The sequence below is a fragment of the Variovorax paradoxus genome (assembly GCF_022009635.1).
Lineage (GTDB): Bacteria > Pseudomonadota > Gammaproteobacteria > Burkholderiales > Burkholderiaceae_C > Variovorax.
The window spans coordinates 5,285,011-5,310,543 of sequence record NZ_CP091716.1; the positions used below are offsets into that span (position 1 = coordinate 5,285,011).

25 protein-coding genes are annotated in these 25,533 nt (G+C 66.2%); 19 read left to right on the plus strand and 6 right to left on the minus strand.

The features are described from left to right. Positions 1-106: 106 nt before the first annotated feature. From L3V85_RS24455 to L3V85_RS24480, 6 genes are all read right to left on the minus strand, one after another. Positions 107-1,543 carry an aldehyde dehydrogenase family protein gene (locus L3V85_RS24455; RefSeq protein WP_237675270.1) on the minus strand — a complete coding sequence of 479 codons (1,437 nt, stop codon included), beginning with the start codon at positions 1,541-1,543 and terminating at the stop codon, positions 107-109. 13 nt (positions 1,544-1,556) lie between these two features. Beyond that, the gene (gene gudD, locus L3V85_RS24460) at positions 1,557-2,915 is read right to left on the minus strand and encodes a glucarate dehydratase (RefSeq protein ID WP_237675271.1); all 1,359 of its coding nucleotides are present in this window, start codon (positions 2,913-2,915) and stop codon (positions 1,557-1,559) included. A 2-nt stretch (positions 2,916-2,917) separates the two neighbouring features. Next, a complete protein-coding gene (locus tag L3V85_RS24465) occupies positions 2,918-3,919 on the minus strand; it encodes a Bug family tripartite tricarboxylate transporter substrate binding protein (RefSeq protein ID WP_237675272.1) in 1,002 nt (333 codons plus the stop codon). A gap of 38 nt (positions 3,920-3,957) precedes the next feature. After that, on the minus strand, positions 3,958-4,869 hold the full coding sequence (kdgD, locus tag L3V85_RS24470) for a 5-dehydro-4-deoxyglucarate dehydratase (RefSeq protein ID WP_237675273.1): 912 nt from the start codon (positions 4,867-4,869) through the stop codon (positions 3,958-3,960). A gap of 51 nt (positions 4,870-4,920) precedes the next feature. Continuing rightward, a complete protein-coding gene (locus L3V85_RS24475) occupies positions 4,921-5,919 on the minus strand; it encodes a Bug family tripartite tricarboxylate transporter substrate binding protein (protein ID WP_237675274.1) in 999 nt (332 codons plus the stop codon). 111 nt (positions 5,920-6,030) lie between these two features. Beyond that, positions 6,031-6,915, minus strand: coding sequence for a FadR/GntR family transcriptional regulator (locus tag L3V85_RS24480; protein WP_237675275.1), 885 nt, complete (start codon positions 6,913-6,915; stop codon positions 6,031-6,033). Positions 6,916-7,014: 99 nt separating this feature from the next. Between L3V85_RS24480 and L3V85_RS24485 the strand changes: the two genes are divergently transcribed. The 19 genes from L3V85_RS24485 to dnaJ all read left to right on the plus strand — a co-directional run bounded on the left by L3V85_RS24485 (position 7,015) and on the right by dnaJ (position 25,195). Next, entirely contained in the window at positions 7,015-7,764 is a 750-nt protein-coding gene (locus tag L3V85_RS24485; RefSeq protein WP_237675276.1) for an amino acid ABC transporter permease, read from the plus strand. Then, on the plus strand, positions 7,761-8,417 hold the full coding sequence (locus L3V85_RS24490; RefSeq protein WP_237675277.1) for an amino acid ABC transporter permease: 657 nt from the start codon (positions 7,761-7,763) through the stop codon (positions 8,415-8,417). The genes L3V85_RS24485 and L3V85_RS24490 overlap by 4 nt, the downstream gene beginning before the upstream one ends. Then, positions 8,401-9,129: an amino acid ABC transporter ATP-binding protein gene (locus L3V85_RS24495; protein WP_237675278.1), complete on the plus strand. Its 729-nt coding sequence runs from the start codon at positions 8,401-8,403 to the stop codon at positions 9,127-9,129. Before L3V85_RS24490 ends, L3V85_RS24495 begins: the two co-directional genes overlap by 17 nt. Positions 9,130-9,185: 56 nt before the next feature. After that, positions 9,186-9,980 (plus strand): transporter substrate-binding domain-containing protein, encoded by a 795-nt coding sequence (locus tag L3V85_RS24500; protein ID WP_237675279.1) that lies wholly within the window; start codon positions 9,186-9,188, stop codon positions 9,978-9,980. Between the two features lie 14 nt (positions 9,981-9,994). Further along, positions 9,995-10,816, plus strand: coding sequence for an NAD-dependent epimerase/dehydratase family protein (locus L3V85_RS24505; RefSeq protein WP_237675280.1), 822 nt, complete (start codon positions 9,995-9,997; stop codon positions 10,814-10,816). Further along, the gene (locus tag L3V85_RS24510) at positions 10,806-11,696 is read left to right on the plus strand and encodes an SMP-30/gluconolactonase/LRE family protein (RefSeq protein ID WP_237675281.1); all 891 of its coding nucleotides are present in this window, start codon (positions 10,806-10,808) and stop codon (positions 11,694-11,696) included. The genes L3V85_RS24505 and L3V85_RS24510 overlap by 11 nt, the downstream gene beginning before the upstream one ends. A gap of 56 nt (positions 11,697-11,752) precedes the next feature. Beyond that, positions 11,753-12,745, plus strand: coding sequence for a TRAP transporter substrate-binding protein (locus L3V85_RS24515; protein WP_237675282.1), 993 nt, complete (start codon positions 11,753-11,755; stop codon positions 12,743-12,745). Positions 12,746-12,887: 142 nt separating this feature from the next. After that, positions 12,888-13,382 carry a TRAP transporter small permease gene (locus L3V85_RS24520; protein WP_237675283.1) on the plus strand — a complete coding sequence of 165 codons (495 nt, stop codon included), beginning with the start codon at positions 12,888-12,890 and terminating at the stop codon, positions 13,380-13,382. After that, complete coding sequence (locus L3V85_RS24525; protein WP_237675284.1) at positions 13,373-14,725, plus strand: TRAP transporter large permease; 1,353 nt, start codon at positions 13,373-13,375, stop codon at positions 14,723-14,725. Before L3V85_RS24520 ends, L3V85_RS24525 begins: the two co-directional genes overlap by 10 nt. Before the next feature lie 18 nt (positions 14,726-14,743). Further along, positions 14,744-16,324, plus strand: a complete 1,581-nt coding sequence (garD, locus tag L3V85_RS24530) for a galactarate dehydratase (RefSeq protein WP_237675285.1) — start codon at positions 14,744-14,746, stop codon at positions 16,322-16,324. Between the two features lie 22 nt (positions 16,325-16,346). Next, a complete protein-coding gene (locus L3V85_RS24535) occupies positions 16,347-17,108 on the plus strand; it encodes an SDR family NAD(P)-dependent oxidoreductase (protein ID WP_237675286.1) in 762 nt (253 codons plus the stop codon). Between the two features lie 50 nt (positions 17,109-17,158). Next, positions 17,159-18,139 (plus strand): tripartite tricarboxylate transporter substrate binding protein, encoded by a 981-nt coding sequence (locus L3V85_RS24540; RefSeq protein WP_237675287.1) that lies wholly within the window; start codon positions 17,159-17,161, stop codon positions 18,137-18,139. 25 nt (positions 18,140-18,164) lie between these two features. Then, positions 18,165-19,157: a Bug family tripartite tricarboxylate transporter substrate binding protein gene (locus L3V85_RS24545; protein WP_237675288.1), complete on the plus strand. Its 993-nt coding sequence runs from the start codon at positions 18,165-18,167 to the stop codon at positions 19,155-19,157. A gap of 92 nt (positions 19,158-19,249) precedes the next feature. Beyond that, positions 19,250-20,101: an archaetidylserine decarboxylase gene (gene asd / locus L3V85_RS24550; protein ID WP_237675289.1), complete on the plus strand. Its 852-nt coding sequence runs from the start codon at positions 19,250-19,252 to the stop codon at positions 20,099-20,101. A 179-nt stretch (positions 20,102-20,280) separates the two neighbouring features. Continuing rightward, positions 20,281-20,724: a winged helix-turn-helix transcriptional regulator gene (locus tag L3V85_RS24555; protein WP_237675290.1), complete on the plus strand. Its 444-nt coding sequence runs from the start codon at positions 20,281-20,283 to the stop codon at positions 20,722-20,724. Positions 20,725-20,809: 85 nt separating this feature from the next. Continuing rightward, positions 20,810-21,160, plus strand: coding sequence for an FKBP-type peptidyl-prolyl cis-trans isomerase (locus L3V85_RS24560; RefSeq protein WP_056590059.1), 351 nt, complete (start codon positions 20,810-20,812; stop codon positions 21,158-21,160). A gap of 151 nt (positions 21,161-21,311) precedes the next feature. Beyond that, a complete protein-coding gene (grpE, locus tag L3V85_RS24565; protein ID WP_272934086.1) occupies positions 21,312-21,884 on the plus strand; it encodes a nucleotide exchange factor GrpE in 573 nt (190 codons plus the stop codon). A 125-nt stretch (positions 21,885-22,009) separates the two neighbouring features. Then, on the plus strand, positions 22,010-23,947 hold the full coding sequence (gene dnaK / locus L3V85_RS24570; RefSeq protein ID WP_237675292.1) for a molecular chaperone DnaK: 1,938 nt from the start codon (positions 22,010-22,012) through the stop codon (positions 23,945-23,947). Positions 23,948-24,055: 108 nt separating this feature from the next. Then, positions 24,056-25,195 carry a molecular chaperone DnaJ gene (gene dnaJ / locus L3V85_RS24575; protein ID WP_237675293.1) on the plus strand — a complete coding sequence of 380 codons (1,140 nt, stop codon included), beginning with the start codon at positions 24,056-24,058 and terminating at the stop codon, positions 25,193-25,195. Positions 25,196-25,533 lie beyond the last annotated feature (338 nt).

Sequence of the window (25,533 nt, forward strand, 5' to 3'; positions counted from 1 at the left end):
CGGAGGACATTCGCGGAGGGAAGTACCCGGCGTCCTGTGCACGCGCCCCGAACACGACAGAAACGAAAAAGCCCCCAACAGGGGGCTTCCAAAACCAGGCGAGAAATCAGGCCAGGGTATAGGCCGTCTTCACCGTAGTGAAGAACTCCTGCGCATAACGCCCCTGCTCGCGCGGACCGTAGCTCGACCCCTTGCGGCCACCGAAGGGCACGTGATAGTCCACGCCCGCCGTCGGCAGGTTGACCATCACCATGCCCGCCTGGCTGTGGCGCTTGAAATGCGTGGCGTACTTCAGCGACGTGGTGGCGATGCCGGCGGACAGGCCGAACTCGGTGTCGTTGGCCGTGGCCAATGCTTCCTCGTAATTCTTCACGCGGATCACGCTCGCCACCGGCCCGAAGATCTCTTCCTTGTTGATGCGCATCGAGGCGGCCGATTCACTGAAGAGCGCCGGCGACATGTAGTAGCCGTCGGTCTCCAGCTTCAGCAACTCGCCGCCGGCCGCCAGCGTGGCGCCCTCGCCCTTGCCGATGGCCACGTATTCCATGTCCTGGTCGAGCTGCGACTTCGACGAGACCGGCCCCACGTCGGTGCCCTGCGCGAGCGCGTCGCCCACCTTGATCTTCGCCATGCGTTCCTTCATGGCTGCGATGAACTTCGGATAGATGCCTTCGGTGACGATGAGCCGGCTCGACGCCGTGCAGCGCTGGCCGGTCGAGTAGAAGGCGCTCTGCACGCTCAGCTCCACGGCCTGCGCGAGGTCGGCGTCGTCGAGGACCACCTGCGGGTTCTTGCCGCCCATTTCGAGCTGCACCTTCTTGTGGTTGGTGACGCACTGGATCGCGATGTTGCGGCCCACCCCCACCGAGCCGGTGAAGCTGATCGCATGGATGCCCGGGTGGTTGACCAGCGCATTGCCGATCACGCTGCCGCGGCCCATCACCAGGTTGAACACGCCCGCCGGAATGCCCGAGCGGCTGATGATCTCGCTCAGCGCCCAGGCACTGCCCGGCACCAGGTCGGCGGGCTTGAGCACCACGCAGTTGCCGAAGGCCAGCGCAGGCGCGATCTTCCAGGCCGGAATGGCAATGGGGAAGTTCCACGGCGTGATGAGGCCGACCACGCCCACCGGCTCGCGCGTGATTTCCACGCCGATGTTGGGCCGCACCGAAGGCAGCACCTCGCCCGACAGGCGCAGGCATTCACCCGCGAAGAACTTGAAGATCTGGCCCGCGCGCGTGGCCTCGCCGATGCCTTCGGCCTTGGTCTTGCCTTCTTCGCGTGCGAGCAGCGTGCCCAGCTCTTCCTTGCGCGCGAGGATCTCGTTGCCGATCTTGTCGAGGGCGTCGGAGCGGGCCTGGATGCTGCCCGTGGCCCACGCCGGAAAGGCTGCCGTGGCCGCCGCGACAGCGGCGTCGACATGGGCGGCGTCGCCCTGCGTGTACTGGCCGAGCACGTCGGACAGGTTGCTCGGGTTGACGTTGGGGCTGTAGCTCGCGCCGGCACGCCATTCGCCGGCGATGAGGTTGTCGAAGTTCTGCATTGCGTCGTTTCCTTCAGCGGACCATGCAGGGCCGCTTGTTGTCGAAAGTCCAGTTGGGAATCAGATATTGCATCGCCTGCGCGTCGTTGCGCGCGCCAAGGCCGTGCTTCAGGTACAGCTGGTGCGCCTTCTCGACCTCGTCCATTTCGAGCTCCACGCCCAGGCCGCCGCGCGTCGGCACCTTCACGAAGCCGCCTTCGATCTGCAGCGGCGCCTTGGTCAGGCGCTGGCCGTCCTGCCAGATCCAGTGCGTGTCGATGGCCGTCACCTTGCCCGGCGCGGCGGCGGCCACGTGGGTGAACATCGCGAGCGACACGTCGAAGTGGTTGTTCGAATGCGAGCCCCAGGTCAGGCCCCAGGCCTGGCACAACTGCGCCACGCGCACCGAGCCCTGCATGGTCCAGAAGTGCGGGTCGGCCAGCGGAATATCGACCGACTGAAGCGAGAGGCTGTGCACCATCTCGCGCCAGTCGGTGGCCACCATGTTGGTGGCGGTGGGCAGGCCGGTGGCGCGGCGGAACTCGGCCATCACCTCGCGGCCGGAGAACACGCCCTCGGCGCCGCACGGGTCTTCGGCATAGGCCATCACGCCGTGCAGGTCGCGGCACAGGCGAATCGCGTCCTGCAGCAGCCAGCCGCCGTTCGGGTCGAGCGTGACGCGCGCTTTCGGAAAGCGCTCGTGCAGCGCGCGGATGGCCTCGACTTCTTCCTCGCCGCGCAGCACGCCGCCCTTGAGCTTGAAGTCTGTGAAGCCGTAGCGCGCATGCGTGGCCTCGGCCAGGCGCACGATGGCCTCGGGCGTCATGGCCTCCTCGTGGCGCAGGCGGAACCAGTCGTTGTCGGCGTTGGGGTCGCTCTCGTACGGCAGGTCGGTCTTGTTGCGGTCGCCCACGTAGAAGAGGTAGCCGAGCATCTGTACCGCGTCGCGCTGCTGGCCTTCGCCGAGCAGTGCCGCCACGGGCACTTCGAGGAACTGGCCGAGCAGGTCGAGCAGCGCGGCCTCCACCGCCGTCACCGCGTGGATGGTCACGCGCAGGTCGAAGGTCTGCAGGCCACGGCCGCCGCTGTCGCGTCCGGCGAAGGCACTGCGCAGGCTGTTGAGCACCGCGTTGTGATTGCCGATGCGCTGGCCGACGATGAGGCCGCGCGCGTCTTCCAGCGTCTGGCGGATCTTCTCGCCGCCGGGCACTTCGCCCACGCCGGTGCGCCCGGCGCTGTCGGTCAGGATCAGCAGGTTGCGCGTGAAGAACGGGCCATGCGCGCCGCTGAGGTTCATCAGCATGCTGTCGTGGCCCGCGACGGGCACCACGCGCATGCCGGTGACGACGGGGGCGCCCGGCACGGCTTTGGAAACGGGTTCGGGACTAGTCATCTTCAGTCTGCAGTGATGTGTCGGGTGTCGATGAGCGTCTTCCAACGCGTCCATTCGCGCAACTGGAAGGCTGTGAAATCTTCAGGCGTGCTGGCGACGATTTCAAGGCCCTGGTCGAGCATCCGCTTCTTGGTCTCGGGGTCTTGCATCGCGGCAATCACGGCATCGCTCAACTTCTTCTTGGTGGTGGGCGGCAGGCCCCTCGGCGCGGCCATGCCTTGCCACGAATAGACCTCCGCGCCCTTCACGCCGGCCTCGGCCAGCGTGGGCACGTCGGGCAGCACGGGCGAGCGCTTGTCGCCGGTGACCGCGATGGCGCGCAGCTTTCCGGCGCGGATGTGCGGCAGCACCGCATTCACGTTCTGGAACGAGAAGTCGACCTGGTTGCCCAGCAGGTCGTTCACGGCCGGGGCGCCGCCCTTGTAGGGCACATGCACGCCTTCGGTCTTGGTCTGCTGCCAGAAGAGTTCGGCCGACAGATGATCGGACGAGCCGTTGCCCGAGCTTGCGAACGAGACCTTGCCCGGCGTCTTGCGCAGCAGGGTCAGCACATCGGCCACGGTGTGCTCGGGCCGCGCGACGTTGGCGACGAGCACGTTGGGCGCCTGCACCGGCACGCTGATGTAGTCGAAGTCCTTGGTCGCGTCGTAGGGCACGCCCTTCTGCAGATGCGGCGTGACGACGAAGGCGCCCAGCGAGGACACGAGCAGCGTGTAGCCATCGGGCGCCGCGCGCTTGACGAAGCCGGTGCCGATGGTGCCCGTGGCGCCGGGGCGGTTGTCGACCACGAAGCTGCCGCCGAGCTTTGTCTGCAGCTGCAGCGCGATGGCGCGCGCGACCATGTCGGTGGAGCCGCCGGCCGGGAACGGCACGATGACGGTCACGGGCTTCTGCTGCGGCCATGCGTCGGCTTGCGCCGAGGCATGCAGGGGCAGCAGCGCCGTGGCGGCGAGCGCGACGCCGGCCGCAAGAAGCCCTCTTCTTTTCATCCGGATATTCGGCATGTTGTCTCCGTCGTTTTTCTTGTTGTTCCGGGCAGGCCTTACTGCGGGCCGAGCGCGTCGATCAACGCCTTGAGCTGTTCCATCTCGGCGGGCTTCAGGTCGGTGAGCGGGGCGCGCACCGGGCCTGCGCCGTGGCCGACGATCTTTGCGCCGGCCTTCACGATGCTCACGGCATAGCCGGGCACGCGGTTGCGCAGCTCCAAGTAGGGCATGAAAAAGTTCTTCAGCAGGCGGTGCTGCGTCGGCAGGTCGTCGTTGGCGACCGCGTGATAGAAGTCCATCGCCGTCTTCGGGATGAAGTTGAAGACGGCCGACGAATACACCGGCGTGCCCATGGCCTTGTAGGCCGCGGCATAGACCTCCGCCGTGGGCAGGCCGCCCAGGTAGGCGAAGCGGTCGCCCATCTTCTGGTAGATCGCGACCATCGCCTCGATGTCGCCCACGCCGTCCTTGAAGCCGACGAGGTTGGGGTTGCGCTCGGCCAGGCCGGCCAGCGTGTCGGGCTTGAGGCGGCTGGTGGCGCGGTTGTAGACGATCACGCCGAACTTCACGCTCTTGCACACGGCTTCGACGTGCGCGGCCAGGCCTTCCTGGCCGGCTTCGGTGAGGTAGTGCGGCAGCAGCAGGATGCCGTGCGCGCCGGCCTTCTCCGCCGCTTGCGCGCACTGGATGGCGAAGCGCGTCGGGCCGCCGGCGCCGGCAATGATCGGCACCACGCCGCGGCAGGTGTCGACGGCCGTCTGGATGATGCCGGGGTACTCGTCGCCGGTCAGCGAGAAGAACTCGCCCGTGCCGCCGGCAGCGAACAGCGCGCTGGCGCCGTAGGGTGCGAGCCATTCGAGGCGCTCGACATAGCCCTTCTTGTTGAAGTCGCCGTTGCTGTCGAAGTCGGTCAGCGGGAACGAGAGCAGGCCGGAGCCCATGATGGTCTTGAGTTCTTGGGGGTTCATGGGGAAGAGTCCAGTGAAGATTGAGAAAGAAAAAAGAGGAATGGCGGCCGGTCAGTCGAGCTTGACGTTGGCCTCTTGAATGACACGGGCCCAGCGCGCGCGCTCCTTGGCGAAGAACTGGTCCTGCTCGGGCGCGGTCATGGTCACGACCTCGGCGCCCTGCCCCGCGAGGCGGGCCCGGATGTCGGGGGTGCGGATGATGCGGGTCAGCTCGCGGTTGAGCCGCGCGATCACCGTGTCGGGCGTTCCGCGTGCCGCGACCACGCCCTGCCAGGTGCCTGACTCGTAGCCGGGCACGCCCTGCTCGGCGATGGTCTGCACATTGCCGATCAGCGGCATGCGCGTGGCCTTGGACACGGCAATCAGCTTGAGCTTGCCGGCCTGCACCTGCGGGTAGGTGGCGAGCATGCCGTTCATGAGCACCTGCGTCTGGCCCGAGACCGTATCGAGCACGGCCTGCACACCGCCCTTGTAGGGCACGTATTCCCATTTGGCGCCGACCTTGCGCTGCAACTCGATGCCCGCGAGATGCGCGGTGCTGCCACTGGCCGTGACGGCAAAGTTGAGATCGCTCTTCTTCGACAGCTCGACGAGTTCCTTGAGCGTGCCAGCCTGCACCGAGGGGTGCACCACCAGCAGGTGCGGCGAGTAGGCCAGCATGGCCACGCTGCGCAGGTCTTTCGAGGGATCGAACGGCAGCTTGGGGTACAGCGACGGGCTGATGGCCAGCGCGCCGAGATCGCACAGCATGACGGTGTAGCCGTCGGCCGGAGCCTTGGCCAGCAGGTCGGCGCCGAGGTTGCCGTTGGCGCCGGCGCGGTTGTCGATGATCACCGACTGGCCCAGCGCCTCCGACAAAGGCTGGCTGATGGACCGCGCGATGATGTCGGACGATCCGCCCGGCGGGTACGGAACGATGAGCCTGATCGGCTTGGACGGCCAGTTGCCGCCGCTGCCGGCACTGCCCTGTGCGAATGCGCGCACGGGCAAGGTCGCGGCCAGCGTCGTGGCCAGTGCGGCACCGAGTGCGCCGCGTCGGTTGATGGTCATGCTGTCTCCTGTTGTTCGATCTGCCTCGTGGCTTCGCCCGGCTCCCCGAGCAAGAGATCAGTCATCGTACAACTAGAGAAACGAGTTGTCCAGCTTGCCGGACAAGAAAAATCAGCTCGAAGAGGCGTTGTCGGACGAAGCAGCACCAGCCGAAGCACCCGCGCCCGCAGCCGCTTCGGCCTTCGCCTTTTGCTGCGCGGCCTCTTGCGCCATGCGCAGCCGCTCACGACTGTTGGTCAGGTGGATGCGCATGGCGGCGCGGGCCGATTCGGGGTCGCGGCGCGCGATGGCGGCGTAGATTTCTTCGTGCTCGCGGTTCACGCGGCTCAGGTACGGCGCACCGCCGCCCTCGTGGGTGCGGATGGCGCTGATGCGCGTGCGCGGAATGATCGTGGTGCCCAGGTGCCGCATGATGTCGGCGAAGTACGGGTTGCCGGTCGACTGCGCGATCTGCAGGTGAAAGCGGAAGTCGGGCGCCACCGTGTCCCCTGCCACCGCCACGTTGTGCTCGAAGTCGTCGAGCGCCTGGCGCATGGCGACCAGCTGCTCGTCGGTACGCCGGCTGGCGGCGAGGCCGGCCGATTCGGTCTCCAGGCTGATGCGCAGCTCGAGCACCGCAAGCACGTCGACCGATGCGGCAATCTCGCCGGGATCGAGGCGGAACACGCCGCCCGGCCGCGGCTGCAGCACGAAGGTGCCCACGCCGTGCAGTGTCTCGACCAGCCCGCCGGCCTGCAGCTTCGACAGCGCCTCGCGCACCACCGTGCGGCTCACGCCGTAGGCCTGCATGATGGCCGACTCGGTCGGCAGCTTGTCGCCGGGCCGCAGCGACTGGTTGCGGATTTTCTCGCCCAGGTCTTCCACCAGCCCGTGCGCGAGGCCGCGCGCGCGCTGGCGCGGACGCCCCACGAACGCCGCGCCCGCGGGCGACGCGGCAGGCGCCGTTTCTCCAGGCGCTTCTGATATCGAGGGATTACCCGCAGTCGACTGAACCATGGTCACGATGATAATCCCCAAACTAGTTGTACGACAACAGATAACTTATCACTCGAGTCTCCTTGGAAGCCGCGCTGGGCACCCTCGCACGGCACTCACATGAAGTATTCCCTCGACTTTGCTCCGTTGGCATCGTACTGGCCCGTTTTCATCAACGGCGCCTGGCTGACCCTCAAGATGACCGCGCTGGCCGTGGTCATCGGCGTGGCCGTCGGCACGCTGGTCGCGTTTGCCAAGCGCAGCAAGATCCGGCTGCTTTCGCGCGCCTGCACCATCTACATCGAGATCGTGCGCAACACGCCGTTCCTGGTGCAGATCTTCCTGCTGTACTTCGGCCTGGCCAGCTTCGGCGTGCGCATGCCGACCTTCGCGGCCGCCGTATTGGCGATGGTCATCAACATCGCGGCCTACGCCGCGGAGATCATCCGCGCCGGCCTGGAGTCGGTGCCGCGCGGGCAGATCGAGGCGGCCGAATGCCTGGGGCTTTCCAAGTGGCGCATCGGCTGGCACGTGATGCTGCAGCCGTCGATCGAGAAGGTCTACCCCGCCCTCACCAGCCAGTTCCTGCTGATGATGCAGGCCTCGGCCATGGCCTCGCAGATCTCGGCCGAGGAGCTCACCGCCATCGCCAACACGGTGCAGTCGGACACCTTCCGATCGCTGGAAACGTACATCGTGGTCGCGGCGCTGTACCTGGTGCTGTCGCTCTTCATCAAGCTCGTGACCTGGGCGCTGGGCGAGTACCTGTTCCGCCGCCGCCGCGTGGTGCGCCGCGCCGCAGCGCAGGCCGGCAAGATGCAACCCGCCGCCGCAACGGCCGCGGTAGCGGTGCACGGAGGCGCCGCATGAGCCTCGGCCACTTCACCTTCACGCACCTGATGTATCTGGTGCAGGCCATCGGCTGGACGCTGGTGCTCTCGGCCATCGCCTTCGTGCTCGGAGCCGTCGGCGGCTTCGGCCTGATGCTCGCGCGCATTTCGCCGCGGCCGTGGCTGCGCTGGTTCGCGGTGGTCTACATCGAATGCATCCAGGGCATTCCGCTGCTGATCCTGCTGTTCATCGTGTACTTCGGCCTGTCGGTGTACGGGCTCTCGCTGCCCTCGCTGGTGGCGGCCGGGCTCGCGATGATGATCTACGTGAGCGCCTACCTGGGCGACATCTGGCGCGGCTGCATCGAGGCCATGCCCAAGCCGCAGTGGGAGGCCTCCGAATGCCTGGCCCTCTCGCGCTGGCAGACGCTTCGCCTCGTGATCATTCCGCAGGCGGTGCGCCTGTCGCTGCCGCCCACGGTCGGCTTCCTGGTGCAGATCATCAAGATGACCTCGCTGGCCTCGGTGATCGGCTTCGTCGAGCTCACGCGGGCCGGCCAGATCATCAACAACACCATCTTCCAGCCCTTCCTGGTTTTCTTCCTGGTCGGCGCCTTCTATTTCGCCCTGTGCTATCCGCTGTCGCGCTGGAGCGAAGCGATGGAGAAGAAGCTCAATGTCGCCAATCGTTAAGCTGGACCACGTCTATAAAAGCTTCGGGGCCAACCAGGTCCTGAAGGGCGTGTCTTTCGAAGTCGCCAAGGGCGAGATGATCGCGATCATCGGCGCCAGCGGCTCGGGCAAGAGCACGGCGCTGCGCTGCATCGACCGGCTCGAAGTGATCGACAAGGGCACCATCGAAGTCTGCGGCATCCGCGTCGACAGCCCCAGTGTCGACCTCAAGCAGCTGCGGCTCGAAGTGGGCATCGTGTTCCAGAGCTACAACCTGTTCCCCCACCTCACGGTGCAGGAGAACATCATGCTGGCGCTGCGCCACGTCAAGAAGCAGTCGCGCGGCGAAGCGCACGACGTTGCCCTGCGCGTGCTCGACCAGGTGGGCCTGAAGGAAAAGGCCGGCGCCTACCCCGAACAGCTCTCCGGCGGCCAGCAGCAGCGCGTGGCCATCGCGCGTTCGCTCGCGATGTCGCCCAAGGTGATGCTGTTCGACGAGGTCACCTCCGCGCTCGACCCCCAGCTCACCGGCGAAGTGCTGCGCGTGATGGAAGACCTCGCGGCCGGCGGCATGACCATGCTGCTCGTCACGCACGAGATGGCCTTCGCCAAGCGCGTGGCCGACCGGATCATCTACATGCACCAGGGCACCGTCTGGGAGACCGGCCCCGGCGAAATGCTCGACGCGCCCAAGACGCAGGAGTTGCGCGCCTTCCTGAACAACGGGCTGTAAGCAGGCGGCCCGGGTCACTTCATTTACTCCCATACCAAACCATCCAGGAGACCTTCATGAAACTCGGCACCACCTTCACCCGCACATGCGTCGCGCTGGCCCTCGTGGCCGGCGTCGCGCAGGCCGCCATGGCCGACCAGCTCGACGACATCAAGAAGGCCGGCAAGGTGCGCGTGGCCATCGCCATGGGCACGCCGCTCTTCAGCTTTGCCGACGCCAACCTGCAGCCCACCGGCTCCGACGTGGACACCGCCACCGCGCTCGCAAAGGACCTGGGCGTGAAGCTGGAGATCGTGTCGATCACCAACGCAGCGCGCGTGCCCACGCTGCAGGCGCAGCGCGCCGACCTCGTGATCGCCGACCTGTCGATCACGCCCGAGCGCGAGAAGGTCGTCGATTTCTCCGTGCCCTACGCCGTCATCAGCATCATCGTGGGCGGCCCCAAGAGCATCAAGGTCACCGACTACGCCGACCTGAACGGCAAGCGCATCGGCCTGACGCGCGCCACCGTGAACGACACGCTCACCACGCAGCAGGCCAAGGGCGCGGAGATCGTGCGCTACGAAGACGACGCCACGCTCATCACCTCGATGGTCACCGGCCAGATCGACCTGTTCTCCAGCACGCCGTCGAACCTGAGCGAGATGGTCAAGCAGGCGCCGGCCAAGAACCTGGAGCTGAAGTTCGCGCAGAAGGACTTCGACCTGGGCATCGCGCTGAACAAGGAACAGCCCAAGCTCAAGGAATGGGTCAACAACTGGGTCGTGACCAACCAGAAGAACGGCAAGCTCAACGCCATCTACAAGAAGTACCACGGCCGCGACCTGCCCGAGCGCATCACGAAACTCTGAACGGACGAGCAACGATGGAAGCGTCGAACAAGAAACTCAACCGCCTGCTGCTGACCGGCGCCGCCGGCGGCCTGGGCAAGGTGCTGCGCGAGCGGCTCAAGCCGTATGCGAAGGTGCTGCGCCTGTCGGACATCGCGTCGCTGGCCCCGGCCGCCGACGCGAGCGAGGAAGTGGTGCCCTGCGACCTGTCGGACAAGGCCGCGGTGCACGCGCTGCTGGAAGGCTGCGACGCCATCGTCCACCTGGGCGGCGTGTCGGTCGAGCGGCCGTTCGAGGAGATCCTCGAGGCCAACATCAAGGGCATCTTCAACGTGTACGAAGCCGCGCGCCGCCACGGCGTGAAGCGCGTGGTGTTCGCCAGCTCGAACCACGTGATCGGCTTCTACAAGCAGAGCGAGCACATCGACGCGCACGCAGCGCGCCGGCCCGACGGCTACTACGGCCTGTCGAAGTCCTTCGGCGAGGACATGGCGCAGTTCTACTTCGACCGCTGGGGCATCGAGACGGTGAGCATCCGCATCGGCTCGTCGTTCCCCGAGCCGCTCAATCGCCGCATGATGAGCACCTGGCTCAGCTACCGCGACCTGACGACGCTGATCGAGAAGTCGCTGTTCACGCCCGATGTGAAGCACACGATCGTCTACGGCATGTCGAACAACCGCGACGTGTGGTGGGACAACAGCGCCGCCGCGCATCTGGGCTTCGTGCCGCAGGACAGCTCCGAAGTGTTCCGCGACAAGGTCGAGCAACAGCCGCCCGTGGCCCCCACCGACCCGAACGCCATCTACCAGGGCGGCGCGTTCACCGCACAAGGCCCGTTCGGCGATGAGCGCTGAACTCGTTCTCGACGCGCGCAACGGCACCGGCGAAAGCCCGGTGTGGCATGCGGGCGAGCAGGCGCTCTACTGGGTCGACATTCCGGCGCGCACGCTCAACCGCTGGCACGCAGGCGAAGGCCATGCGAAGTGGACGGCCGACGAAATGATCGCCTGCATCGCGCCGCGTGCCGATGCGCCGGGCGAATGGATCGCCGGCATGGAAAGCGGCCTCTTCTCGCTGAAGCCGCAGGCCGATGGCACGCTCGCTGCCACGTCCCTGGCACCCGTCGAACACGCGGCCCCGGCCATGCGCTTCAACGACGGCCGCTGCGATCGGCAAGGCCGCTTCTGGGCCGGCACCATGCTGCTGGACATGGCGGCAGGCGCGCGCGTCGGCCAGCTCTACAGCTATGGCAAGGGCGACAGCAAGGCGAGCCAGCGCCTCGACGACTTCATCGTGCCCAACGGCCTGGCCTTCAGCCCCGACGGCCGCACGATGTATCTCTCGGACTCGCACCCCACGGTGCAGGCCGTCTGGGCCTTCGACTACGACACGGCAACCGGCACACCCGCCAACCGCCGCCTCTTCATCGACATGAAGCCCCTGCCCGGCCGCCCCGACGGCGCGGCCATGGACACCGACGGCTGCTACTGGATCTGCGGCAACGACGCCGGCCTGGTGCACCGCTTCACGCCCGACGGCCGGCTCGACCGCTCGCTCGAAGTGCCGGTGAAGAAGCCCGCGATGTGCGCCTTCGGCGGCGCCGGGCTCGACACCCTCTTCGTCACCTCCATCCGACCCGGCGGCATCGACCTGTCGGACCAACCACTGGCCGGCGGCGTGTTCGCGCTGCGGCCCAGCGCACAGGGCATCGCGGAGCCCGCTTTCGGCATCTGACCCAGTCATCGACCCATCCGCTGCGTTTTCTTTTCATCCACCGAGGAGCATCAAAAATGAAATCACTACAAATGAAGAAGCTGTCGGGCCTGATCGCGATCGGCCTGATCGCCCTCACGGCAAGCAACGTCACCACGGCACGGACCTTCCGTTCCGCCGAGGTGCACGCCAAGGACTTCCCCACCAACCAGGCGGTGAAGTTCATGGGCGACGAGCTGTCGAAGGCCACGGGTGGCAAGGACAACATCAAGATCTTCGCGGACAGCTCGCTGGGCTCCGAGAAAGACACGGTCGAGCAGGTCAAGATCGGCGCGCTGGACATGGTGCGCGTGAGCAGCGCGTCCTTCCACGGCATCGTGCCGGAGTCGGTCATCCCGTCGCTGCCCTTCCTGTTCCGCGACATCGAGCACTTCCGCAAGGCCATGTACGGCCCGACCGGCGACAAGGTGCTGGCAGCCTTCGAGAAGGCCGGCTTCATCGGCCTGTGCATGTATGAAAGCGGCGCCCGCTCGGTGTATGCCAAGAAGCCGATCAAGTCGGTGGCCGACATGAAGGGCCTGAAGATCCGCGTGCAGCCCTCCGACCTGATGGTGAGCCTGGTGAGCGCCGCCGGCGCCTCGCCCACGCCGATGCCCATCGCCGAGGTCTACACGGGCCTGAAGACCGGCCTGGTGGATGCCGCCGAGAACAACTATCCCTCGTACGAGGAAGCCAAGCACTTCGAGGCCGCGCCGGTCTACTCCGAGACCATGCACGTCATGACGCCGGAAGTGCTGGTGTTCTCCAAGAAGATCTGGGACACCCTCACCAAGGAAGAACAGGCCGCGATCCGCAAGGCCGCGAAAGACTCCGTGCCCTACTACGTGAAGCTGTGGGAGCCGCGCGAGAAGGACGCCAAGGCGGCCGTCATCAAGGGCGGCGCCAAGATCGTCGCGGCCTCCGAGATCGACCGCAAGGGCTTCGTCGATGTCGAGAAGCCGGTGTGGGACAAGTTCGCGACCACGCCGGAGCAGAAGGCGCTGGTGCAGGAAATCGTCAACACCAAATGAGGCCCACCGTCTTGCTCCCTCCCCTTCCGGGGGAGGGCTGGGGTGGGGGCACGACGGCCTCGACCGCTGAATGGCGCTCGTTGGGCGCGGCCTCCATCCCAGCCTTCCCCCAGAGGGGGAAGGAGCAAGACAGGAAATCCCTATGCACTTGTTGACCCACTTGAACGCGCGGCTCTCACGCTGGGCGATGTACATCGCCTGCGTGTGCCTCGTCGGCCTGCTGGCGGTGGTCGTCTACGGCGTGGTGCTGCGCTATGTCTTCAATGACGCCCCGCCGTATGTCGAGCAGGTCGCGCTGTTGCTGGTGATCTCGGTCGCCATGTTCGGTGCTTCCGCGGGCGTGCGGGACGCCGGCCACATCGGCCTCGATTCGCTGGTGAAGGCGCTGCCACCCAAGGCGCAGTTCTGGTGCAAGGCGCTCACCTACGTGCTGACCATCGGCTTCGCCATCGCGCTGTTCGCGGGCGGGGCCGAGATGGCCGTGTCCACGCGCGAATCGACGATTCCCACGCTGGGCCTCTCGGAAGCCGTGCGCTACGTGCCGATTCTCTTTGCCGGGGTGCTGATCACCCTCTTTTCCATCGAGCACCTGGCTGCTCAGTTCACCGGCCAGAAGGTCGTTCCATCATGGCATTGACAGTGCTGTCGCTGAGCTTCGTGCTCTTCCTGCTGCTCGGCATGCCGGTGGCCTTTGCCATCGGGCTGAGCTGCCTGGCCACCTTCGCCTACGAAGGCCTGCCGTTCGAGACCGCCATCCAGATGATGGTCTCGGGCATGAACGTGTTCTCGTTCCTCGCCATTCCGTTCTTCATCTTCTCGGGCGAGCTGATGCTGCACGGCGGCATCGCCGACAAGATCGTCGCCTTCGCGCGCAGCCTGGTGGGCCACTGGAAGGGTGGCCTGGGGCTGGCCAACGTGGTGGCGTCGACGCTGTTCGGCGGCGTCTCCGGTTCGCCGGTGGCCGACACCTCGGCCATGGGCGGCGTGATGATCCCGATCATGAAGCGCGAGGGCTACAGCGCGGCTTACGCGGTGAACGTGACGACGCACGCCTCGCTCTCGGGCGCGCTGATGCCGACCTCGCACAACATGATCATCTACGCCTTCGCCGCGCAGGCGGCCGTGGGCACGATCGACGGGCACATCATCAAGGGCGTGTCCATCGGCGACCTGATGTTCGCGGGGCTGATCCCGGTGTTCTGGATCATGGTGTGCATGCTGGTGGCCGCCTACTGGCAGGCCGCCAAGCACGGCTACCCCAAGCGCACCGACGGCAGCACCATGCTCGAGCGCTTCCCCGGCTGGGGCATGGTGGGCAAGACCTTCCTGGCGGCCATTCCGGGGCTGATGGTGATCGTGATCATCCTGGTGTGCGTGATGCAGGGCGTGGCCACGGCCACCGAGGCGGCGGCCATCGCGGTGACGTATTCACTGCTGCTCACCGTGGTGGCCTACCGCACCATGACGCGCGAGAAGCTCTTCAAGTCGCTGGCCAAGGCCTCGAAGACCACGGGCGTGATCCTGCTGCTGATCGGCGTGTCGAACATGCTGCGCTACCAGATGGCCTACCTGGAGATTCCGGACGCCATCGAGACGGTGCTGCTGGCCGCCACCACCAGCCCCTGGCTGATGCTGCTGTACATCAACATCATCCAGATCTTCCTGGGCATCTTCCTGGACATGGCGGCGCACATCCTGATCACCACGCCGCTGTTCCTGCCGCTGGCCATCCAGATGGGCGTGGGTCCGGTGCAGTTCGGCATGATGCTGCTGCTGAACTGCGCGCTGGGCCTGGTGCATCCGCCGGTGGGCACGGTGCAGTTCATCGGCTGCGCCATAGGCAAGATATCCATCGGGGAAGCGACGAAAACCGCCTGGCCCTACTATCTGGCGATCTTCATCGCCATCACCCTGGTGACCTACGTGCCGGCCTTCTCCACTTGGCTGCCCACGATGCTGACCGGCCACAAGGTGCTGTAAGCAACAAAGGCCCTCACGATGAGCAATGCCGCAGCCGGAGCCTCGCCGCTCTACATCCGCATCCACGCCAACGACAACGTGGCCATCGTCGCGAACGACGGCGGCCTGAAGGCCGGCACCGAGTTCGCCGACGGCCTCCGGCTGGTGGACAACGTGCCGCAGGGCCACAAGGTGGCGCTGTCGGACCTGGCCGAGGGCGCGGCCATCGTGCGCTACAACGTGGTGATCGGTTATGCGCAGAAGGCGCTGCCGCGCGGCAGCTGGGTGCACGAGCGGGTCATGCGCATGCCCGTCGCGCCCGAACTCGACGGCCTGCCCATCGCGACCGTCAAGGCCCCTGCCCTGCCGCCGCTGGAGGGCTACACCTTCGAGGGCTACCGCAACGCCGACGGCTCGGTGGGTTCGCGCAACATCCTCGCCATTACCGAGACGGTGCAGTGCGTGGCCGGCGTGATCGACTTTGCCGTGCAGCGCATCAAGGCCGAGCTGCTGCCCAGGTACCCGAACGTCGACGACGTGGTGGCACTCGCGCACGGCTATGGCTGCGGCGTGGCCATCGACGCGCCCGACGCCATCGTGCCGATCCGCACGCTGCGCAACATCAGCCTGAACCCGAACTTCGGCGGCGAAGTGATGGTGGTGAGCCTGGGCTGCGAGAAGCTGCAGCCCGAGCGCCTGCTGCCGCCGGGCAGCATCCCCATCGCCGACAAGCGCGGCGAGGCCGAGGGCGACGCCGAACTCGACGTGGTCTGCCTGCAGGACGACGCGCACGTCGGCTTCATGTCGATGATCGATTCGGTGATGCGGCAGGCCGAGCAGCACCTCGTGCGCCTGAACGCCCGCAAGCGCGAAACCGTGCCCGCCAGCGAACTGGTGGTGGGCGTGCAGTGCGGCGGCAGCGATGCCTTCTCGGGTGTCACCGCCAACCCTGCCGTGGGCTTTTGCACCGACCTGCTGGTGCGCGCGGGCGCGACGGTGATGTTCTCTGAAGTGACCGAGGTGCGCGACGGCATCGACCAGCTCACCTCGCGCGCGTCCTCGCCCGAAGTGGCCGAGGCCATGATCCGCGAGATGGCCTGGTACGACGCCTATCTGCAGAAGGGCCGCGTCGACCGCAGCGCCAACACCACGCCGGGCAACAAGAAAGGCGGCCTGTCGAACATCGTCGAGAAGGCGATGGGCTCCATCGTGAAGTCGGGCTCGGCGCCGATCACCGGCGTGCTGGCACCGGGCGAGAAGGTCGCGCAGAAGGGCCTGATCTACGCGGCCACGCCGGCCAGCGACTTCATCTGCGGCACGCTGCAGCTGGCGGCCGGCATCAACCTGCATGTGTTCACCACCGGCCGCGGCACGCCTTACGGGCTGGCCGAGGTGCCGGTGATCAAGGTCGCCACGCGCAGCGATCTCGCGCGCCGCTGGCACGACCTGATGGACGTGAACGCGGGCCGCATCGCCGACGGCGAAGCCAGCATCGAGGACGTAGGCTGGGAGCTGTTCCGCCTGATGCTCGACGTGGCCAGCGGCCGCAAGAAGACCTGGGCCGAGCACTGGAAGCTGCACAACGCGCTGGTGCTGTTCAACCCGGCCCCTGTCACCTGAACAACCCATACGGAGCACAGACATGGAAGACCTCAAGGACAAGACCGCGCTCGTCACCGGCGCCAGCACGGGCATCGGCGCCGCGGTGGCCGTCGCGTTCGCGGCGCGCGGCATGCGCGTGGCGGTGCACTACAACAGCTCGGCCGCCGAGGCGCATCAGGTGGTCGAGACCATCCGCGCGGCCGGCGGCGCGGCGGTGGCCGTCAAGGCCGACGTGCGCGACACCGGCGCGATCCGCGACTGCGTGAAGCAGACGGTGGCCGAGTTCGGCCGCATCGACGTGCTGGTGAACAACGCGGGCAGTCTGGTCAAGCGCGTGCCCATCGCCGAGTTCGACGACGCGCTGTTCGACGAGGTGATGCACATCAACGCGCGCTCGGTGCTCGCCTTCTGCCGCGAGGTGGTGCCGCTGATGCGCACGCAGGGCGGCGGCAACATCATCAACGTGACCTCGGTCGCGGCGCGCACCGGCGGCGGGCCGGCCGCGTACCTGTACGCGGGCTCGAAGGGCTTCGTGAGCACGGCCACGCACGGCCTGGCAAAGGAGCTGGTGGGCGACCGCATCCGCGTGAATGCGGTGGCGCCGGGCGTCATTCAAACGCCCTTTCAAGACCGCTTCTCGACGCCCGCGATGCTCGAGAACTTCCGCGCCGGCATTCCCATGGGCCGCCTCGGCGAGCCCGAGGAATGCGTCGGCGCCTTTCTGTATCTGGCCTCCGAACAGCTCTCGGGCTATGTCACGGGGCAGGTGATCGAAGTGAACGGGGGGCAGTACATGCCCTGACCGCGAACGTTTTCTCAGCAACCACAAGACCCATAACGGAGACAAGACAGATGACGACGAAATTCCTGCGCAAGCTCGCGGCCCTCTCGGGCGCGGTCGGCCTCGCATTCGGCCTGGCGGCGCCCGCCGCGCAAGCGGCCGGCAACGACTACCCCAACCACACGGTCGAGCTGATCGTGCCCTACCAGCCCGGCGGCGGCACCGACGCGCTGGCCCGCGCCTTCGCCGACGCGAGCCGCAAGCACATGTCGGAAAGCATCGTGATCGTGAACCGGCCCGGCGCGGGCGGCGCCATCGGCTGGAACGAGGTGATCCATTCGCGGCCCGACGGCTACAAGCTGGCGGTGCTCACGGTCGAGCTGCTGACGCTGCCGCACCTGGGCCTGGCCAAGTTCAACTACGACGACTTCCAGCCGATCGCACAGCTCAACGCCGACCCGGCGGCCGTCACGGTGAAGGCCGACTCGCCCTACAACACCATCGAAGAGTTCCTGGCCGCGGCCAAGAAGAAGCCGGGCGAAATGGGCGTGGGCAACTCGGGTACCGGCTCGATCTGGCACCTGGCCGCCTCGGCGCTGGAAGACAAGACTGGCGCCAAGTTCAACCACATCCCGTTCCAGGGCGCGGGCCCGGCGGTGCTGGCGCTGCTCGGCGGCCACGTCGACGCGGTGGCCGTGAGCCCGGCCGAGGTGTCGACCTACGTGCAGGCCGGCAAGCTCAAGATGCTGATGGTGATGGCCGACAAGCGCCTGGCCGCCTTCGACAAGGTGCCGACCGCCAAGGAACGCGGCATCGACATTTCCATCGGCACCTGGCGCGGCCTCGGCGCGCCGAAGAACACGCCGCCCGAAGTGATGGCCAAGCTGCGCGACATCGCCGCCAAGACCGCGAAGGAACCGCTGCTGCGCGAGGTGATGGACAAGCAGAACCTGGGCTACGTCTACACCGACGGCGCCGCCTTCAAGGAAACGCTGGCCAAGGACAACGCCTACTTCAAGGCGCTGATCACCAAGCTGGACATCAAGCCCTGAGCGCGCACGGCAAGGAGACACCCTCATGCACCGCCGCACACTCATTCGCACCGCGCTCGCCTCTTCGCTGGCCGCGGGCCTGCCGGCCTTCGCGCAGAGCAGCAACAACTGGCCGACGGGCAAGGCCATCACCTACCTCGTGCCCTTCCCCGCGGGCGGCACGACCGACGTGCTGGGCCGGCTGATCGCACAGAAGCTCGGCCCGGTGCTGGGCACGAGCGTGATCATCGACAACAAGGGCGGCGCCGGCGGCAGCGTGGGCTCGGAGGTCGGCGCGCGCGCCGCGCCCGATGGCTTCACGCTGGTGGGCGGCACCATCAGCTCGCATGCCATCAACGTGAGCCTGTATCCCAAGATCGGCTACGACCCGATCAAGTCCTTCGCGCCGGTGACGCTGATCGGCACCAATCCGGTGGTGCTGGTGGTGAGCCAGAACAGCCCGTACAAGACGCTGAAGGACATCCTCGATGCGAGCAAGGCCAAGTCGGGCGGGCTGTCGTCGGCCTCGGCGGGCACGGGCACGTCGCAGCACCTGGCGCTGGAACTGCTGGCCTACAAGTCGGGCGTGAAGTTCACGCACATTCCGTACAAGGGCAGCGGCCCGGCGATCCAGGACGCGATCGGCGGACAGGTCGACATGATGTTCGACACCACGGTGGTGGCCGGTCCGCACATCCAGAGCGGCAAGCTGCGCGCCATTGCGGTGACGTCGGCCAAGCGGCTGGCCTCGCTGCCCGACGTGCCGACCATCGCCGAATCGGGCCTGCCGGGCCTGAAGGACTTCGAAGTGGTGTCGTGGCAGGCGATCTTCGTGCCGGCCGGCACGCCGGCGCCGGTGATCGACCGGCTGCACACCGAAATCCGCAAGATCCTGGCGACGCCCGAGATGCAGGACAAGCTCAAGGGCTTCGGCATGGAGCCGACCGACATGACGACGACGCAGATCGCGGCCTTCCAGAAGGCCGAGGTCGAAAAGTGGGCGCAGGTGATCAAGGCCGCGGGCATCAAGGCCGACTAGCACCCCGGCCGAACCGAGGGAAGCTTCCTACGCCCCGCGTGGGAAGCCCTTTATAGAATGCCCCTCCAATTCGCATTCCAGGCCCCCACCACGTGTCCGACCGCTCCGCCGTACTGCCCCAATACCTGTTCCCCAAGCAGGCCCTGACCAATTTCGCCGGCTGGGTCGCGGGCAAGGAGCGGGGGGCGGTCACGACGTGGATCATCCGGCGCTTCGTGGCCAAGTACAGCGTCAACATGGGCGAGGCGCTCGAGTCGGACATCACTTACTACAAGAGCTTCAACCAGTTCTTCACGCGCGAACTCAAGCCCGGCGTGCGCCCGCTCGCGCAGGCCGACCTGATCTGCCCGGTGGACGGCGCGATCAGCCAGTTCGGCCCGATCCGGGGCGACCAGATCTTCCAGGCCAAGGGCCATGACTACACGACCACCGCGCTGGTCGGCGGCGACGCCACGCTGGCCGCCAAGTTCGCGCACGGCAGCTTCGCCACGCTCTACCTGAGCCCGAAGGACTACCACCGCATCCACATGCCCTGCGACGGGCGGCTTGTGCGCATGATCCACGTGCCGGGCGACCTGTTCTCGGTGAACCCGACCACGGCGCGCGGCGTGCCCGGCCTCTTCGCGCGCAACGAGCGCGTGGTGTGCGTGTTCGAGTCGGCGCGCGGGCCTTTCGTGCTGGTGCTGGTGGGCGCCACCATCGTCGGCAGCATGGCCACGGTGTGGCACGGGGTGGTCAATCCGCCGCGCGTGGGCGAACTGCGCGAGTGGAGCTACAACGACCAGCAGATCGACATCCGCAAGGGCGACGAGATGGGCCGTTTCTTGCTCGGCTCGACGGTCGTCATGCTGTTCCCGGCGCCTGCGTTGGCGTTCAACCCGGACTGGTCGCCAGGGCGCGCGATCCGGCTGGGTGAAGCCATGGCCAACTATTCCAATTTGTGAGGCTTTGTCTCACAACCCGCATGCCGCATGCCTGCATAGCTATAAAACTAGTAGCATCACGATCCTTTGCGCTATAGTCGTCCGCCAACGAGACGGTTCATAACCACACACAAAAGAACGCGCGCCCTCGCCCCTGCCCACAGGTCGGCGGCCCGCCCAGCTTCGAGGAGATGATGTCGATGAGTACCAAGGAAAACGCAGCCGTCAGCCAGCTGCTCGCCCTGCTCGAAGCCCGCTATGCACTGCGCGTGCTCTGGGCGCTGCGCGACGGTCATGCCCAAACCTTCAGGCTGCTGCAGGACAGCGTGGGCGGCATCACTCCCAACACGCTCAACACCCGCATCAAGGAACTGCGCGAGGCCGGCATCGTCGGCCACGGCAGCGACGGCTACAGCCTCACGCTCAGCGGCCAGGACCTGCTCAAGCGGCTGTCCGACCTGCAGGCCTTTGCCGGCAAGTGGCAGCTGGGGCAGATCAAGAAGGCGGCGGCGCCGGTTGCCCCGGCCGCCTCGGCACCTGCACCGACACCCGCTACTGGCGCCCCAGTGCCCGCAGCGCAGACCCCGGCCGCGGCGCCCGTTCCCACACCCGCGCGGCCCGACGACGACACCAGCCACGGCTGACAGACGACAGGCCGGGGGCATCCGGCCTCGGTAAACTCCGCGCCTTCGATTCATTCTTCTCACATCGACGCAAGGAGCGTTTCCCATGCCAACCACCCCCTCCGGCCTGCAATACGAAGACACCGAAGTCGGCACCGGCGCCGAAGCCAAGGCAGGCCAGCACGTGCACGTGCACTACACCGGCTGGCTCTACAACGACGGCACGCAGGGCGCCAAGTTCGACTCGAGCCGCGACCGCAACGACCCGTTCGCGTTCTCGCTGGGCGCAGGCCAGGTCATCAAGGGCTGGGACGAAGGCGTGGCCGGCATGAAGATCGGCGGCAAGCGCACGCTGATCATCCCCGCATCGCTGGGCTATGGCGCCCGCGGCGCCGGCGGCGTGATCCCCCCGAACGCCACGCTCAAGTTCGACGTCGAGCTGCTGGACGCCCACTGAGCGTCGGCGCCGACGGCCCCAAGGCCCGTTTTCGGGCCTTTTTCATGCCCGCAAGGCGCTTTTTGCCTCATTTTTTCGCTTGAAATGCCTTTGCCCAGCCCCAAGTGGCTGGCTATCGTTTGTTTTCCGGCTCACGCCGGTTCTTTGAAAAATGTCTGACCCGCAACAATCCGCACAGAATTCTCAAATGCTGCAAGGCGAGCCAAGCCCCGAAGAACTGGAGGCCGCGCAAGCCGCCAACGAAGCCGACGCCCTCGCCGCACTGGCACAGGCCCAAGGCGAACTGGCTGCCCTGCAGACCAAGAACACCGAACTGGCCGACCAGTACCTGCGCGCCCAGGCCGATGTGCAGAACGCCCGCCGCCGCGCCGACGAAGAGATCACCAAGGCCCGCAAGTTCGCTGTCGAAGCCTTTGCCGAGAGCCTGCTGCCGGTGACCGACAGCCTCGAAGCCGGCCTGGCCATCAAGGACGCGACCCCCGAGCAGATTCGCGAAGGCGCCGAAGCCACGCTGCGCCAGCTCAAGAGCGCGCTCGAACGCAACAAGGTGATCGAAGTGGCTCCCGCCCCCGGCGCCAAGTTCGACCCGCACCAGCACCAGGCCATCTCGGTGGTGCCCGCCGACCAGGAGCCGAACACCGTGGTGAGCGTGCTGCAAAAGGGCTACACCATCAACGAGCGCGTGCTGCGCCCGGCGCTGGTCACGGTCAGCGCGCCGAAGTAAGCCGCCAGCGGCATCCATCGGCACACAAGATTCCCACAGGAAATCCACGCTTCATACCTTGAATCGCGACGGGTTATCCACAAGTTCATAACAACATATTTTTCAGGCTTTCAGGAGTAAAGAACATGGCAAAGATCATCGGCATCGACCTCGGCACCACCAACTCGTGCGTGTCGATCATGGAAGGCAACACCACGCGTGTGATCGAGAACTCGGAAGGTGCGCGCACCACGCCGTCGATCGTCGCGTACCAGGAAGACGGTGAAGTGCTCGTCGGTGCCTCGGCCAAGCGCCAGGCCGTCACGAACCCCAAGAACACGCTGTACGCGATCAAGCGCCTGATCGGCCGCAAGTTCGAGGAAAAGGAAGTCCAGAAGGACATCGACCTGATGCCCTACACCATTGCCAAGGCCGACAACGGCGACGCATGGGTGGAAGTGCGCGGCAAGAAGATGGCCCCGCAACAGGTCAGCGCCGACATCCTGCGCAAGATGAAGAAGACCGCCGAAGACTACCTCGGCGAAACCGTGACCGAAGCCGTGATCACGGTGCCGGCCTACTTCAACGACGCCCAGCGCCAGGCCACCAAGGACGCCGGCCGCATCGCGGGCCTGGACGTCAAGCGCATCATCAACGAACCCACCGCTGCTGCGCTGGCCTTCGGCCTGGACAAGCAGGACAAGGCCGACCGCAAGATCGCCGTGTATGACCTGGGTGGCGGTACCTTCGACGTGTCGATCATCGAGATCGCCGACGTGGACGGCGAAAAGCAGTTCGAAGTGCTGTCGACCAACGGCGACACCTTCCTGGGCGGCGAAGACTTCGACCAGCGCATCATCGACTACATCATTGCCGAGTTCAAGAAGGACCAGGGCGTCGACCTGAGCAAGGACGTGCTCGCGCTGCAGCGCCTGAAGGAAGCCGCTGAAAAGGCAAAGATCGAGCTGTCGAACAGCGCGCAGACCGACATCAACCTGCCCTACATCACGGCCGACGCATCGGGTCCGAAGCACCTGAACATCAAGCTCACCCGCGCCAAGCTCGAGAGCCTGGTCGACGAGCTGGTCGAGCGCACCATCGCGCCCTGCCGCCTGGCCATCAAGGACGCCGGCATCAGCGTGTCGGACATCAACGACGTGATCCTGGTCGGCGGCATGACCCGCATGCCCAAGGTGCAGGAAAAGGTGAAGGCCTTCTTCGGCAAGGAACCGCGCAAGGACGTGAACCCCGACGAAGCCGTGGCTGTCGGCGCCGCCATCCAGGGCCAGGTGCTCTCGGGCGACCGCAAGGACGTGCTGCTGCTCGACGTGACCCCGCTGTCGCTGGGCATCGAGACCATGGGCGGCGTGATGACCAAGATGATCACGAAGAACACCACGATCCCGACGAAGTTCGCGCAGACCTTCTCGACCGCCGAAGACAACCAGCCGGCCGTGACGATCAAGGTGTTCCAGGGTGAGCGCGACATCGCCTCGGGCAACAAGGCGCTGGGCGAGTTCAACCTCGAAGGCATTCCGCCGGCAGCGCGCGGCACGCCGCAGATCGAAGTGAGCTTCGACATCGACGCCAACGGCATCCTGCACGTCGGCGCGAAGGACAAGGGCACCGGCAAGGAAAACAAGATCACCATCAAGGCGAACTCCGGCCTCTCCGAGGACGAGATCCAGAAGATGGTGAAGGACGCCGAGCTCAACGCCGACGAAGACAAGAAGAAGCTCGAGATCGTGCAGGCCCGCAACCAGGGCGAAGCCATGGTTCACAGCGTGAAGAAGTCGCTGGGCGAACATGGTGCAAGCCTGGAAGCCGCCGAGAAGGATGCGATCGAAACCGCGATCAAGAACCTGGAAGAAGCCCTCAAGGGTGAAGACAAGGCCGCGATCGAGGAAAAGACCAACACGCTGATGACCGCGAGCCAGAAGCTCGGCGAGAAGATGTATGCCGAATCGCAGGCCGCGGCCGGCGCCTCGGCCGCTTCGGGTCCGGCGGGCGCGGAAGCCAGTGCGCACGCACAGGCCGACGACAACGTGGTCGACGCCGAAGTCAAGGAAGTCAAGAAGGGCTGATCTTCAGACCCTTGGGCAAGGCTGGAACACCTGCAGAGGTGCTCCAGCCTTTCTCGCTTCAAGTTACCCGAGTTCCCGCTGCTTCCCTGATCTGTTGATCGACCTGCCATGGCCACCAAACGCGACTACTACGAAACCCTCGGCGTCCCCAAGAACGCGAGCGAGGAAGAAATCAAGAAGGCTTATCGCAAGCTCGCGATGAAGCACCACCCCGACCGCAACCACGGCGACACCGCGAAGGACGCCGAGGCCAAGTTCAAGGAGGTGAAGGAAGCCTACGAAATGCTGTCCGACGGACAGAAGCGCGCGGCCTACGACCAGTACGGCCATGCCGGCGTCGACCCCAACATGCGCGGCGGCCCGGGCGCGGAAGGCTTCGGCGGTTTCGCGGAAGCCTTCGGCGACATCTTCGGCGACGTGTTCGGCGGTGGCGGCCGCGGCCGCACCAGCAGCGGACGCCAGGTGTTCCGCGGCAGCGACCTCAGCTATGCGATGGAGATCACGCTCGAGGAAGCCGCGGAAGGCAAGACGACCGAAATCCGCATCCCGACCTGGGACGAGTGCGACACCTGCCACGGTTCCGGCGCGAAGCCCGGCACCAAGCCCATCACCTGCACGACCTGCCACGGCGCGGGCGCGGTGCAGATGCGCCAGGGCTTCTTCAGCGTGCAGCAGACCTGCCCCACCTGCCACGGCAGCGGCAAGATCATTCCCGAGCCCTGCACCGCGTGCCACGGCCAGGGCAAGATCAAGCGCAACAAGACGCTCGAAGTGAAGATCCGCGCGGGCATCGACGACGGCCAGCGCATGCGCGTCACCGGCAGCGGCGAACCGGGCGTCAACGGCGGCCCGCCGGGTGACCTTTACATCGAGATCCGGCTCAAGAAGCACGACATCTTCGAGCGCGACGGCGACAACCTGCACTGCGTGGTGCCCGTGAGCATGACCACGGCGGCGCTGGGCGGCGAGATCAACGTGCCCACGCTCAAGGGCGCGGCGGCCATCGACATTCCCGAAGGCACGCAGAGCGGCAAGCAGTTCCGCCTGCGCGGCAAGGGCATCAAGGGCGTGAACTCGAGCTACCCCGGCGACCTGTACTGCCACGTGCGCGTCGAGACGCCGGTGAAGCTCACCGAGTTCCAGCGCAAGCTGCTGAAGGACCTCGACGACTCGCTCAAGAAGGGCGGCGAAAAGCACAGCCCGACCGACAAGGGCTGGTTCGACAAGGCGAAGGAATTCTTCAGCTGAGCGCACCAACGGTGTGCAGACCTGGTCCGCCGTGCAACGCGGCGGACTACTTCTTTAGGTGAAGGCTTCGCCTTCAGCATGGACTGGCTCGTGACCGCCCTGGCCACGGCAGTCATCGCATTGGTGCATAGAGGCGACCAGGCCCCCTGATCAGCACCAGAGCAGTGCCCATCGCACCGCTTCGGACCGCGCCGACCTCCGTCCGCGCTTCTTTCCCACGTTCATATGCGCTGGCCACTCATCGAGAAGTGGCGCGGGGATTGCTTTTATATTTTTTTTTTGATGTGCAATAAACCAAACGACAGGCCACGCGTTATTGAAGGGAGACGCCCGTTTTA